At 53.5% G+C, this 13,042-nt stretch carries 11 protein-coding genes and 1 pseudogene; 3 read left to right on the top strand and 9 right to left on the bottom strand.

Annotation, left to right across the window (positions count from 1 at the left end; all coding sequences use genetic code 11):
• Positions 1-4 precede the first annotated feature (4 nt).
• On the top strand, positions 5-1,393 hold the full coding sequence (gene pntB / locus USH94_RS10180) for a Re/Si-specific NAD(P)(+) transhydrogenase subunit beta (RefSeq protein WP_032668239.1): 1,389 nt from the start codon (positions 5-7) through the stop codon (positions 1,391-1,393).
• Positions 1,394-1,457: 64 nt separating this feature from the next.
• Here pntB and uspE read toward each other — a convergent pair whose 3' ends face one another.
• Positions 1,458-2,408 (bottom strand): universal stress protein UspE, encoded by a 951-nt coding sequence (gene uspE, locus USH94_RS10175; protein WP_032640084.1) that lies wholly within the window; start codon positions 2,406-2,408, stop codon positions 1,458-1,460.
• A gap of 819 nt (positions 2,409-3,227) precedes the next feature.
• Between uspE and USH94_RS10170 the strand changes: the two genes are divergently transcribed.
• The gene (locus USH94_RS10170) at positions 3,228-3,566 is read left to right on the top strand and encodes a hypothetical protein (protein ID WP_111965692.1); all 339 of its coding nucleotides are present in this window, start codon (positions 3,228-3,230) and stop codon (positions 3,564-3,566) included.
• 431 nt (positions 3,567-3,997) lie between these two features.
• Here the strand turns inward: USH94_RS10170 and USH94_RS10165 are convergent, their stop codons facing one another.
• From USH94_RS10165 to USH94_RS10130, 8 genes and pseudogenes are all read right to left on the bottom strand, one after another.
• A complete protein-coding gene (locus USH94_RS10165) occupies positions 3,998-4,303 on the bottom strand; it encodes a transposase (protein WP_111965693.1) in 306 nt (101 codons plus the stop codon).
• 275 nt (positions 4,304-4,578) lie between these two features.
• Positions 4,579-5,251, bottom strand: a pseudogene (locus USH94_RS10160) (SOS response-associated peptidase).
• Positions 5,252-5,572: 321 nt separating this feature from the next.
• Positions 5,573-5,755, bottom strand: a complete 183-nt coding sequence (locus tag USH94_RS10155; protein WP_014883604.1) for a hypothetical protein — start codon at positions 5,753-5,755, stop codon at positions 5,573-5,575.
• Positions 5,756-5,901: 146 nt separating this feature from the next.
• The gene (fnr, locus tag USH94_RS10150; protein ID WP_006174991.1) at positions 5,902-6,654 is read right to left on the bottom strand and encodes a fumarate/nitrate reduction transcriptional regulator Fnr; all 753 of its coding nucleotides are present in this window, start codon (positions 6,652-6,654) and stop codon (positions 5,902-5,904) included.
• A 183-nt stretch (positions 6,655-6,837) separates the two neighbouring features.
• The gene (gene ogt / locus USH94_RS10145) at positions 6,838-7,353 is read right to left on the bottom strand and encodes a methylated-DNA--[protein]-cysteine S-methyltransferase (protein ID WP_111965694.1); all 516 of its coding nucleotides are present in this window, start codon (positions 7,351-7,353) and stop codon (positions 6,838-6,840) included.
• Positions 7,354-7,363: 10 nt separating this feature from the next.
• Positions 7,364-8,890, bottom strand: a complete 1,527-nt coding sequence (abgT, locus tag USH94_RS10140; RefSeq protein ID WP_111965695.1) for a p-aminobenzoyl-glutamate transporter — start codon at positions 8,888-8,890, stop codon at positions 7,364-7,366.
• Between the two features lie 41 nt (positions 8,891-8,931).
• Positions 8,932-10,377 (bottom strand): M20 family metallopeptidase, encoded by a 1,446-nt coding sequence (locus USH94_RS10135; RefSeq protein ID WP_111965696.1) that lies wholly within the window; start codon positions 10,375-10,377, stop codon positions 8,932-8,934.
• Positions 10,377-11,687, bottom strand: a complete 1,311-nt coding sequence (locus USH94_RS10130) for a M20 family metallo-hydrolase (RefSeq protein WP_111965697.1) — start codon at positions 11,685-11,687, stop codon at positions 10,377-10,379. The genes USH94_RS10135 and USH94_RS10130 overlap by 1 nt, the downstream gene beginning before the upstream one ends.
• A gap of 175 nt (positions 11,688-11,862) precedes the next feature.
• Here USH94_RS10130 and USH94_RS10125 point away from each other — a divergent pair, with 175 nt between their 5' ends.
• Positions 11,863-12,774: a LysR family transcriptional regulator gene (locus tag USH94_RS10125; protein ID WP_111965698.1), complete on the top strand. Its 912-nt coding sequence runs from the start codon at positions 11,863-11,865 to the stop codon at positions 12,772-12,774.
• Positions 12,775-13,042: the final 268 nt, after the last annotated feature.

The following is a 13,042-nucleotide window of genomic DNA, read 5'->3' as shown; positions in this document are numbered from 1 at the left end:
GCATATGTCTGGAGGATTAGTGACAGCCGCATACATTGTTGCTGCAATCCTGTTTATTTTCAGTCTGGCGGGGCTTTCCAAACACGAAACGTCTCAGCAGGGGAATAACTTTGGTATCGCCGGGATGGCGATTGCGCTGATTGCCACCATCTTCGGGCCGGATACCGGCAACGTAGCGTGGATCCTGGTGGCGATGATCATCGGCGGCGCGATTGGTATTCGTCTGGCAAAACGCGTTGAAATGACCGAGATGCCGGAGCTGGTTGCCATTCTGCACAGCTTTGTGGGTCTGGCCGCGGTGCTGGTGGGCTTCAACAGCTACCTGTATCACGAACCGGGTCTGGAACCGATTCTGGTCAATATCCACCTGACTGAAGTGTTCCTGGGTATCTTCATCGGTGCGGTGACCTTCACGGGCTCCATTGTCGCGTTCGGTAAACTGCGCGGGAAGATCTCCTCTAAACCGCTGATGCTGCCAAACCGTCATAAGCTGAACCTGGCGGCGCTGGTGGTGTCATTTGTTCTGCTGGTGGTCTTCGTGCGTACCGAAAGCGTCGGTCTGCAGGTGCTGGCGTTGCTGGTAATGACCATCATCGCGCTGGCATTCGGCTGGCACCTGGTGGCATCCATCGGTGGTGCGGATATGCCGGTTGTTGTCTCAATGCTGAACTCCTACTCCGGTTGGGCGGCAGCGGCGGCAGGCTTTATGCTGAGCAACGACCTGCTGATCGTCACCGGTGCGCTGGTGGGTTCTTCCGGTGCGATCCTGTCTTATATCATGTGTAAGGCGATGAACCGTTCGTTCATTAGCGTAATCGCCGGTGGTTTCGGGACAGATGGCTCTTCTTCCAGTGCTGATGAAGAAGTGGGTGAGCACCGTGAAATTTCTGCGGAAGATACCGCAGACATGCTGAAAAACTCGCATTCCGTTATCATCACCCCTGGCTACGGCATGGCGGTGGCGCAGGCGCAGTATCCGGTTGCGGAAATCACCGAGAAGCTGCGCGCGCGGGGCATCAAGGTTCGCTTTGGTATTCACCCGGTGGCAGGGCGTCTGCCGGGCCACATGAACGTGCTGCTGGCGGAAGCGAAAGTGCCTTACGACATCGTGCTGGAAATGGATGAGATCAACGATGATTTCGCCGACACCGACACCGTGCTGGTCATTGGTGCCAACGATACCGTTAACCCTGCTGCACAGGACGATCCGGGTAGCCCAATCGCCGGTATGCCGGTTCTGGAAGTGTGGAAGGCGCAGAACGTAATCGTCTTTAAACGTTCTATGAATACCGGTTATGCCGGGGTGCAGAACCCGCTGTTCTTCAAAGAGAATACCCACATGCTGTTTGGCGATGCCAAAGCCAGCGTGGATGCGATTCTGAAAGCGCTGTAAGTTGCGCTGAAACGAAAAAACCGCCGAATTTGGCGGTTTTTTTATTGTCGGGCGGCGTCAGGTGTTAATCGTCTTCCGGATCGTCCAGCTCAACCGGCGTCTGGTACTCATCCGGCTTAATGACCAGCAGGTCGCAGCGCAGATGGTCGATCACCTGTTCGGCGGTATTGCCGAGGAAGGCGGCAGAAATACCGGTCCGGCCGATAGTACCCAGCACCACAATCCCCGCCTGCAGGTGTTCCGCCAGGTCCGGGATCACCTCTTCAGGCAACCCTTTTTCCACGTGGGTCATTTTCTCATCAATGCTGAATTTCTGGCGCAGGGCTTTCATGGCCAGCAGATGCTGACCGCGGATCGCGTCGTTGTACACGCTTGGGTCAAATTCAGGTAGCTCAATGGCAATGTTAATAGGGGTGACCGGATAGGCACCTACCAGGTGCACTTCGGTATGATTGACCTGGTCGGCAAGCTGGATGGTCTCCTTCACCAGCTTCTCGTTCAGGGAGTTGTGGTAATCCTCTTCGCTAGCGAGGTTTACCGCCACAACGGCTTTCCCGCCTTCAGGCCACGGCTGGTCTTTAACCATCCAGACCGGGCAAGGGCATTTGCGTAGCAGATGCCAGTCGGTCGGGGTGAAGATCACGGATTCCAGCTTGTCGTGCTGGTGCGCCATCTTCAGCAGCAGATCGTGCCCACCGGCGACAACTTCCTGGATGATGGCTTCGAAAGGTCGGTTGTGCCAGACCACTTTAATATCAATGGGAACACCCGCCTCCAGGTAATACTTCGCCTGTTCTCGGATCCACGCGGTACGCTGGCTGATGACGCCCTGACGCATAGCGGTGCGCTCGTCAGGCGACAGAAGGGTGGTCATCTCATACGAGAAGTCATAGATCGGCAAAAACGCTTTGATTTTGCCACCAATCCGTTGATGTAAATACACAGCACGTCGTAATGCCGGCTGATCGTCCTGGTTCGGATCGATAGCTACCAGCATGTTTTGATACTTGGCCATACAGGTCTCCTTACTACTGTCACCACAGTCTGTAATTAAAAGAGTAACCTATATATCCTGAATGAAACAGAGGGGAGGTTTTGCCAGATCAATAAATCATGCAAATTTATTGGTTCGTACTGCTGCATGATGAATGTAAAGATTTTCTTGGGCTTCAAATCGTTATGTGGGCGCGTCAGGGGCATATTGACAAGAATCCTCCTGTTAATAACAGCAACCTGGTCCCTATCCATATCACCGTTCCACTTTGCACCGACCTCATAAACCATCCGTGAATCCTCATGTCCCCTCGGTGTCGCTACAAACGAAGGATGTGCACATGCATAAAGTGACCAGCAGGCATGGTGTGTCTCGACTGATGGGGACAGTTCTCTGATTCCTGCCCTACGTAATCCATTCTTCCATCCGTAGGACAGAGAACCTGCCTTTGTTGTCGAGCGCTGGTCGGTTACCAATACTGTCCTGAGGCGCTGCGTTTCGGTTTTTCTATGTTCGCGGCGATTTTCAGGTTACTGTTTTATCTTAGATAGGTTGTACAAGAGTTCTGCTCTTTCAGAGCATCACTTTATGTAGCAATCGCTTGCTGGGAAGAGAAACCGTTTACGAGCCAAGGTTTGTGGCAGCGAAATAAATTTAGCCGCTTTTATTCGTCGGCATTTCCTGGTGTCGTTGTCCAGTAAGCCAGGGAGAGGGCGCATGGACAGGATGTGCAAGGAATAATTATCATAATGATACCAAATTTTAGTAGGGTGATCAGCCTTAGTCTGATGTTTCTTTTTATGATAGAAGTTATCTGACACATTTAATCGAGTAAAATTCATGAAAAAGATCGTACTTGCATTATTTATCACTACAGTAAGCCTTTCAGTTCATGCCACTGATAACACGAAATCCTTGTCTGATGAGGTGTTATCATATCAAGCCGAACTAATTTGCAGTCCTAAATTCAGAGAAGAAGCCGCAAAACCAGACTTTAAGATTAAAAAAGGATTGATTAACGCAACTGATCCTACTCCTTTCAATGAAGACGTTCTGAAAGCTTATCAGGAAGTAGTGAAGGAACATCCGGGGATTGAGAAAATCGTAGTCGACCCTAAAAATGTTGACGCGTGTAAACCAAACGTCATTGAAAAATACCGTAAAAAACATCCGCTTTAAAAACGAACTGACCAGAGCTTAAGCCAGGCTAATTAAATTTAAATGGTATGGTGTGTATCTTTACGAGATGCTCGACAGGCTAACGTTTACAGGCCGTACCATATAACTTTTGGACGTACTTGAACTTTTATCATGATACGTCGATAAATTTACCGAAGTTAGCGATCCCCATTACATCGAAATGGCAGTGCCAAACTACAAATGACAATTGTTTTCATCCCCGCATTGATAGCTATCTTGGTTGCAAAAGAACGGGAATCTGGTTGTGCACTAACGCAGCAAGAAAAAGGAATGCTCCACTTTGGAGGGCAGGGCATTCAGCTGCAGTGGCAGATGAAGCGATAAATGCTGTCGCGGCTGTATACGACAAAATATACAGATCTGCTAAAAGTTCGGTAAAATTTGCTAATGCCCTGGCCCGTTTTGCGCCATTACCTGACGTTGTATTCTCTAATGTTAGCCCCGTTAATGCTATATATGCCTGTTCGCTTAATCCGCTTGCCATTTTTATCCGTAATAGTAGCGGTTAGGGTGCTGCAGCGAATGGAATGACTCTCATCAATAACCAGCCTAATGGCTTCTAAAGGATCTTCTACCTCAACAAGATCCACAGTCTTATCCAGACCGAATGGCACAAGGTGGAAGGCTGTTTTCCCCGATGATTTTCTGGTTATTTTCACGGGATACAGTACGTCTCCACTTTTATGAATAAATTCAAGGCGTTCAATGTAAATCATGGCGATTCTCCTGGTTTGTCTGCATGAATATACAAACCGAAGATAGGAGATACAATACAAATAAATAGGGAAATCTAAAATAGCCTAACATGACGTGTAATACATTGAATTATTTGCGTAATCTTATAAAGCGCATGCAAAAATCGAATCGTTTACTAGCCTTATTGCCAGCTGACGTGACCTGCGCCCTATGACTCAAGAAACCGTTATGTACGTATGCATTCCGAACACCTGCTATTCTCTCATTTCGGAATTCATGTGGCTCTCTTGTTTCTTTATAGGATCACGTCGATTAACTCCGGCCCCTGATTTTTCATATTATCCGCGGTGCGCGTCACGGCGTTCCAGATGAACTCGTCGGCGGGTACTGCTCCGTTGGCAGCAATCTCTTCAGCTTCTTTCCCGCCTATATCCTGCCGCATCCACTTGCGGGCAGCTTCTGATCGCAGAACCAGAGGACGACGGTCGTGAATGTCGACCAGGCCTTTTATCCGCTGCAGACATCACGATAAGAAATCCCTCTGATTCATCACCACGCTCAAATGGCGTGCTGCCGACCGCTGCCATGAATATCGGCTGGCCACCTGCCCGATGAATGAAATGGGGCTGCTTCTTGTCGCCTTCCTTTTTCCACTCAAACCAACCGTCTGCAAAGCAGATTGCCCGGCCATACTGCCACAGAGGTTTAAACATTCTGCTGGTGGCGACCGTTTCGACGCGCGCGTTTATCAATGGTGCTTTGTCCCACCAGCCTGGCGCGTAGGATCAGAGGACCGGGTCAAGATGCAGCTGCTCGTCGCGTTCGCTCAGCAGCAGAATTTTAGTACCGGGCGCGACGTTGTACCGGCCAATCGGCTCCGGGTCGTATGCGATGTCATGGTCGTCTTCGTCGGCAAGATATAGCAGGTATTCTTCACGGGGTTGGGCTTGTGCAAAACTTCCACACATAAAAAAACTCCAGTCAGTCAGAATGAAAGTAAAGGGCAGGGAGAAAAAGTCGCGCGCTGGTAAAGTCTTACAAACGGATCGGTGGCGAATATGCTCTTGAGGGGAGAGAAGGTAAAGCGACACGTTGCGAAACGGGAAGTAGCTACGCAAAATTGGAGGATGTTGGGCGGCGAAATGAGCTGCTGGGGGGAGTTTTTAGGGCGTTTGATTATCCTACATTCTCCGTTATCGTCTGATAACGAACCAAAATGTCATTTTTCTTTGATAACTTATTGAATGTTGAAGGGTCTACATACCATATTTATAAGTCATGAAAATTTATCAGAGGAAAAGCACCGTGGTCGTCACCGCGATAAACGCAATAAACAGCAGCACCATCACTGCTATCGCAAAGGTCGTGGAGTCCTGGACGTAGGTTTTTTCTTCCCCCTTCATTGGGCCGACAAGCATGATCCAGATGAAGATAAAGGTCACTGAGGCAATCACGACTGAAACGAAAAACAAACTTTCTCTCAATTCATAACCTCAACGAGAACCTTTCGGGCGCTGTGTGGGGACGTACTACGGTGAAAATATCTTGAAACGGAAGTGATTACACCAGACCAATAAATCACAAGAATTTATCAGTCTGGTCATCAATATGCGGAGTGTTACGCCACGTTACGGGCGTGCCCGGCAAGAACGGCCAGCGCTTCACCGTTTTCGATAGTGATATATTTACCCTTAACGGCCAGCATCCCGCTTTTCTGGAAACGACCCAGCAGACGGCTGATGGTTTCCACGGTCAGACCCAGGTAGTTGCCGATATCGCCACGCGTCATCGTCAGACGGAATTCACGCGGCGAGAAGCCACGCTCGGCGAAGCGGCGGGAGAGGTTGTAGATAAACGCGGCCAGGCGCTCTTCGGCATTCTTTTTAGAAAGCAGCAGGATCATGTCCTGATCGCCTTTGATCTCACCGCTCATCAGACGCATCATCTGCTGACGCAGGTTAGGCATCTTGCCGGACAAATCGTCCAGGGTTTCAAACGGAATTTCGCAAACCATCGAGGTTTCGAGTGCCTGAGCAAAGCTCGGGTGGTGGCCCGTACCGATGGCATCAAAGCCTACCAGGTCACCCGCCAGATGGAAGCCGGTGATCTGCTCATCGCCCTGTTCGGTGATGGTGTAGCTCTTGATGGTGCCAGAACGGATAGCATAGAGCGATTTCAGTTCGTCTCCCGCTTTAAACAGCGTCTGCCCTTTCTGAATAGGCTTCTTACGCTCGATAATATTATCAAGCTGATCGAGCTCATGCTCATTCAGGGTAAACGGGATACAGAGCTGGCTGATGCTGCAATCCTGGCAATGGATAGCACAACCGCCAGACTGAATGCGTCGTATAATTCGCTTTTCCGGGATCATAGGTTTGCTCAAGCCTTAATTGATATTGGTCAATTTTAACATCTTTTTGGTAAGTACGTAAGTCTGACAACCCCTCAATAAGGACAAGAGACGACAATGCGTCGCCATCTTCTTGAAATTCCACAGCTTGATTATGGATTTTTAGCCTAACCGGTAGAAAATTAAGCACAAAAAGCCTGGGAACTAGAGCAAGAGATACCCTTCGTGACGCAGCAACCACTCTTTTCGCTGCACGCCACCGGCATAGCCTGTCATGGTACCGTTGCGGCCAATGACGCGATGGCAGGGCACCACGATGCTGACCGGGTTAGAGCCGTTAGCGGCACCCACCGCGCGTGCAGCGCCTGCGCGACCTAACTGCTCCGCGAGCTGGCCGTAATGCATGACCTGTCCGCAGGGAATCGACCGCAGCGCCTGCCACACTTCGCGCTGAAAAGGCGTGCCAGCCGTGGCGGTCGGCAGAGTATCAATGATGCTGAGATCGCCTTCGAAGTACGCCGCTAGCTTGTCGCTCAGTCCACCCGGATTGGTGGCGCGGATACGTTCATACCCCTGCAAGCGGTAATGAATATTGAGCAGCTCTTCCATGCGGTCGCTGTGTTCTTCCCACTCAACGGCCCGCAGATTGAACGTCTCATCCGCGATAACCCACAGCGGTCCAAGCGGCGTCGCAATCTTATCTTCGAGTAATCTCAGCATCCTCATTCCTTCAGTTCAGCCTCGGGTATATTCCCGGCCCAATCGGCAGGCCGACAAGATACCATGCCACCAGCATCACCAGCCATACCCCTAAAAAGATAAGCGGGTAGGGTAAAACCAGCGAATAGTAGGTACCCAGTTTGGCCTCGGGTTTATAGCGCTGGAGGAAGCCTAAAAACAGCGGAACAAACGGCGAGACCGGCGCCAGCGGTATCACCGAGGAGTCCGCGATACGGAACAGGATCTGGGCAAACGCCGGGTGAAAACCCAGCATCATAAACATCGGCACGAAGATCGGGGCCAGAATCGACCAGATGGCGGAGCCGCTGGCGATAAACATGCACAGCAGGGATGACAGCAGCGCCAGGCCGACAAACGCCGGTACGCCGCTTAGCCCGGCAGCCTCCAGCGCGTCGGTCAGGCCCACGGCCATAAACTTGCCCATGTTGCTCCAGTTAAACATCGCCACAAACTGGGCCAGCGGGAACACCATCACGATAAAACCCGCCATCTCCTTCATCGGCTCGATCATCAGCTGCGGCAGATCCCCCTGGCGGCGGATTTTACCGGTGGCGATACCGTAGGCGAGCGAGACGACAAAGAAAAACAGAATAATCAGCGGCACGATGCCCTGGATAAACGGCGAAGGCAGGACCGTATGTTTAACCGGATCGCGCAATATGCCGTTTTCCGGCACCACCATCAGCGCCACCAGCGCGATAAAAGCCAGCGAGACAATCCCCGCCACGCGCAGGCCAAAGCGCTGCGTTTCGCTCAGCGTCTCCAGCTTTTCATCGCTACGGCCTTCCCATTTGCCCAGGCGCGGCTCGACGATCTTATCGGTAATCAGCCCGCCGACAATCGTCAGGACAATGACCGAGCTTGCCATAAAGTACCAGTTGTCGATCACGCTGACGTGCATGGCCGCATCAATGGTTTTCGCCGCCTCCGTACTGATGCCCGAGAGCAGCACGTCGGTGGTGACGATCAGCAGGTTGGCGGTGAATCCACAGCCCACGCCCGCAATCGCCGACAGCAGGCCCGCTACGGGGTGGCGCCCGACGGCGAGAAAGATCAGCGCCCCCATCGGCGGCATGATCACCAGCGCGGCGTCGGAGGAGATATGGCTAAAGAAGGCGATAAACAGCACCATGTAGCTGGCGTACCGCGCGCTGACGTGAGAAGCCATCTTTACCATCAATGCGGGCAGCAGGCCCACGCGTTCGGCCAGTCCGGCACCCAGCACCAGCGCCAGAATGGCGCCCAGCGGGGCGAAGCCGCTGAAGTTTTTAATCACGTTGGGTAAAAACCAGTGCAGCCCCTCAACGCTGAGCAGGTTTTTCACCGCCACCAGGCTGCCGTCGGCCGGACTGCGCACGCTGACGTCAAAGGCGGAGAGCACGGCGGTGGCGACCATCAAAATCACAATCAGATAGATAAACAGCAGGAAAGGGTGCGGCACTTTATTGCCGATCCTTTCAACCCAGCCATAGAGCTTACCGGATGGGGAATGCGAAGGTATGGATGACATACTCATGGGCGTTCCTCGGGAGTGTTGTTGTGTTGTGTTATGTTTTTTTATTTTAAAGGTGACGGTGTCACGCCCCGTGGGATCGGACACACGTACGGTTTTTCTTGTATTTGCTGTTCAAACTCTTCACGGCATTTTTTCAGCAGCGATGCGTCCTGCAGCAGATTGAGCGCGGTTGCGCCCATCACTTTTCCGGCCAGCAGCATGCCTTTGTGGGCAATAGAGGTTCGCCCCTGAGACACCAGCTGCCAGGTGTGCAGCGGCGTGCCGACGGTAAAGCAGGGGCTGAAGCACTGGGCCACCGGCATTTTCCAGCTGACGTCGCCCACGTCGGTTGAACCCGCCAGCACGTTGTCGGTGACGGCGTAAGGCGCGACTTCATCTACCAGCAGCGTCGCCTGATGACGACGGGCAAAGGCTTTACCCGCGTCGCCACCCGTGGCGGCAATATTTTTCAGGCTGTTTTGCAGATCGTTGGGCGTCAGCGTGGCGCGGATCTCGCGGGCAAATTTTCGCTCTTCTTCGGTCCACTGCGGCGTGCCGTAGTGCTGCAGGGCGCGATACATCGCCGCCTCGAGCGTGCGGTTCGGCAGGTAGCTTGAGCAGGCTTTATCAAAGCGACACTCGACGGTGGTTTCGGTCATCATCGCCGCGCCCTGGGCAATTTTCTCGATGCGTTCGTAGATCTGCTGCGCATCGGCCATCTCCGGGGCGCGGATCAGGTACAGCACTTCGGCCTGCGCCTGTACCACGTTGGGGGAAATCCCGCCGGTGTCGGTGATGGCGTAATGGACGCGCGCTTTCTCAATGATGTGTTCGTTGAGGAAGTTGGTGCCGGTGGTCATCAGCGTCACGGCGTCCAGAGCGCTGCGTCCCAAATGGGGGGAGTTGGCCGCGTGCGCCGCCACGCCGTGAAAACGCCAGGCGGCCTGAATATTCGCCAGCGTGCTGACGTTAAACATCCCGGCAAAGGCTTCCGGGTGCCAGGTGACGGCGGCATCGACGTCATCAAATAGCCCTTCGCGCACCATAAAGGTTTTCCCGGAGCCGCCTTCCTCGCCGGGACAGCCGTAAAAACGCACCGTTCCGCTGCCGCCGTGCTGCTCCAGCCAGTTTTTCACCGCCACCGCGCCCGCAAGCGCCGCGGTGCCTAAGAGGTTATGCCCGCAGCCGTGGCCGTTAGCCCCCGGCGTGGCGGTTTGCGCGGTCGCGCAGTGTGCCTGCTGGCTTAACCCGGCCAGCGCGTCGTACTCGCCCAGCAGGGCGATAACCGGTTTTCCGCTGCCGAAGCTGGCGATAAAGGCATTTGGAATACCGCCTGCCTCGCGGGTCAGCGTGAAGCCTTCTGCTTCCAGCTCGCTGGCCAGCCGTTCGGCGGACCAGAACTCTTCAAAGCGGGTTTCGGGACGATCCCAGATCGCGTCGGCAATATCGGCTAACGTCCGACATCGCGTGTCGATCGCATCGGCAATAAAAGCGTAGTTCTCCTGCATTACACACCTCGCGTCCACGGGAAATTAAGCGCAGTTCGCGCCAGCGTTTCGATGGCGACAGGCATCACCTGCTCATCGAAGTCGAATTTTTCGTTGTGATGCCCGGCGCTCAAATCCGTGCCAAACACCATATAGGACGCCATGCCGCCGTTCTGCTGCACGCGGGCCATCATCAGCGTGGCGTCTTCGGAGCCCGCTGGCGCTTTCACCTTATTGATGGCGTGAACAACCCCGGAAACCCGGCTCGCCTGTTCGCGCAGATAATCAACCCAGGCCGGCGTCGGCGCGCTGGAGGTGGCTGCCCCCATCAGGCGCATCTCCGCGCTCACGCCGTAGAGCGCCGCCGCGCCGGTAATCACCGCCTTCGCGCGTTCAAAGACATACTGATTAATCGCTTCGCTTTCGCCGCGGGTTTCAACCTTAATCAGCGCATTCGCGGGGACCACGTTGCGCCCGCTGCCCGCCTGCATCACCCCGACGTTCACCCGGGATGCGCCGTCGCTGTGCGGGGCGATGCTGTGCAGGGCGAGGGCGGCCTGCGCGGCGGCGAGCAGGGCGTTACGACCGTCCTCCGGCTTACCGCCCGCGTGCGCGGCCACGCCGGTGAAGCTCACGTCGAACTTGGTGGTGGCCATAAAGTTATCGCTGCCGCAGATTACCGTCCCGGCAGGTATGCCGGTGCCAATGTGAATGGCTGTGAAATAGTCCACGTCATCCAGCGCCCCGGCGGCAACCATGGCGCGCGCGCCGCGCGTTCCTTCTTCGGCAGGCTGGAAGATCAGCTTAATGGTGCCGTTGAGCCGGGCTTCATTCTGCTTAAGCACCTGTGCCAGTCCCAGACCAATCGTGGTGTGGCCGTCGTGCGCGCAGGCGTGCATCATGCCCGGATTGCAGGAGGCAAACCCGTCGCGGAACGGGCGATGGCTGTCGTCAAGCGCTTCGCTTAAATCAAGGGCGTCCATGTCGACGCGAAATGCCAGGGTTGGGCCCGGGCGGCCGGTATTCAGGGTGGCGACAATGCCGGTGAACCCGCCTTCAAACGGCGCCAGCCATTTCTCAGGCGCGCCCTGCGCCCGCGCGCGGGCAAACTCTCGCGCCAGGGTTGTGTCATCGGGTAACCCCATCCGGCTTTCGGCATCGACCACGTCGCGGCCCATCGCCAGTGCGTAACCCAGCGAGTCCAGTATTTCCGCGACTTTCGCGGCGGTACGAAACTCTACCCAGCCGGATTCCGCAAAATGGTGAAAATCGCGACGCCACGCGCTCAGCTGCGGCGTTAACGTCTGGATGTACTGCGCCAGTGTGTCCATATCTGTTCCTGTCATCATTAAAATATGTGAACTGCTTCACGCTGTGATAGTTTTTACTTATCACTAACCGATTTTTCACAGTTTTAACCGATCAGGAATTACCCTCGCACATCCCTTTCCATTAAAGTAGATGACAGTTTCTTTACTCTGATAAACAACGGTTATCGGTCGGGCTATGACATTCCAGATTAAATTTCATCAAATCCGGGCGTTTGTTGAGGTTGCGCGTCAGGGCAGCATTCGCGGTGCCAGCAGGACGCTGAATCTTTCGCAACCGGCGCTGACCAAATCCATCAAAGAGCTGGAGGAGGGCATGGCGGCGCAGCTTTTCGTGCGCAGGAGTAAGGGCGTCGCGTTGACCGAATGCGGTGAGGGCTTTTACCAGCGCGCCCGGTTGATTCTGGAAGAGCTGCGTGCCGCGCAGGATGACATCCGTCAGCGGCAGGGTGAGCTGGCCGGGCAGATCAACATCGGAATGGGGGCCAGCGTTTCGCGCACGCTTATGCCCGCCGTTATCACACGCTTCCATGCGCAGCATCCGCAGGTCAAGGTGCGGATAATGGAAGGGCAGCTGGTGTCGATGATCAATGAATTACGCCAGGGCGAGCTGGACTTCACCATTAACACCTATTATCAGGGACCTTACGACCAGGAATTTACGTTTGAAAAACTCTTCGAGAAGCCGTTTGCGGTATTTTGTCGCGAAGGGCATCCGGCAACGGGGGCAACGTCGATTAATGAACTTCTGCATTATAACTGGACAATGCCGACGCCGCGGGGAAGTTATTATAAGCAGTTAGAAGAGGTATTTAGCCATCGCTCGCAAATACCGCGAATTGGTGTGGTCTGCGAAACATTTTCTTCCTGTATTAGCCTGGTCGCGCAAAGTGATTTCTTAAGCATTTTGCCGCAGGAGTTAGGCTGTGACCCGCTTCTGGCGCACCGCCTGGTCATGTTACCGGTTGTCGAATCGCTTCCCAAAGCAGCATATTATTTAATTCAACGCCGTGATTCACGTCAGACGCCCCTTGCTGAATCATTAATTACGCAATTCAGGAGAGAAGCGAGAAAAATAATCGTGGCGTGAAAGTGAGATAATAAAAAAACAGGATCTGCCCGACATCAGACAGATCCTCCAGTACACACAGCAGTGCGTCCTTTCGCCAATCCTGAGTATTATATCCATGAAGCAGGTATATTTAGGTATAACACCTTTTCCGCAAAATGGAAGGGTGTTGAGTGTTTGATTTTACGAAAATTTAACACAAATCACTTATTTCATTCTTGCTGAAATTTTAGTTAAGTCTGATTTAAATCCATTTTATAAATACTATATATATTCATCAGGTTAATAT

It is taken from the genome of Enterobacter sp. 148H3, assembly GCF_034107425.1.
Classification (GTDB): Bacteria; Pseudomonadota; Gammaproteobacteria; order Enterobacterales; family Enterobacteriaceae; genus Enterobacter; species Enterobacter vonholyi.
The sequence above is the reverse complement of the archived record's forward strand: the minus strand, read 5'-3'. Positions and strand labels throughout refer to the sequence as shown.

Coding starts and splice junctions, on each gene's coding strand:
- pntB (WP_032668239.1), top strand. CDS start 5: ATGTCTGGAGGATTAGTGACAGCCGCATACATTGTTGCTGCAATCCTG.
- uspE (WP_032640084.1), bottom strand. CDS start 2,408: ATGGCCAAGTATCAAAACATGCTGGTAGCTATCGATCCGAACCAGGAC.
- USH94_RS10170 (WP_111965692.1), top strand. CDS start 3,228: ATGAAAAAGATCGTACTTGCATTATTTATCACTACAGTAAGCCTTTCA.
- USH94_RS10165 (WP_111965693.1), bottom strand. CDS start 4,303: ATGATTTACATTGAACGCCTTGAATTTATTCATAAAAGTGGAGACGTA.
- fnr (WP_006174991.1), bottom strand. CDS start 6,654: ATGATCCCGGAAAAGCGAATTATACGACGCATTCAGTCTGGCGGTTGT.
- ogt (WP_111965694.1), bottom strand. CDS start 7,353: ATGCTGAGATTACTCGAAGATAAGATTGCGACGCCGCTTGGACCGCTG.
- abgT (WP_111965695.1), bottom strand. CDS start 8,890: ATGAGTATGTCATCCATACCTTCGCATTCCCCATCCGGTAAGCTCTAT.
- USH94_RS10135 (WP_111965696.1), bottom strand. CDS start 10,377: ATGCAGGAGAACTACGCTTTTATTGCCGATGCGATCGACACGCGATGT.
- USH94_RS10130 (WP_111965697.1), bottom strand. CDS start 11,687: ATGGACACACTGGCGCAGTACATCCAGACGTTAACGCCGCAGCTGAGC.
- USH94_RS10125 (WP_111965698.1), top strand. CDS start 11,863: ATGACATTCCAGATTAAATTTCATCAAATCCGGGCGTTTGTTGAGGTT.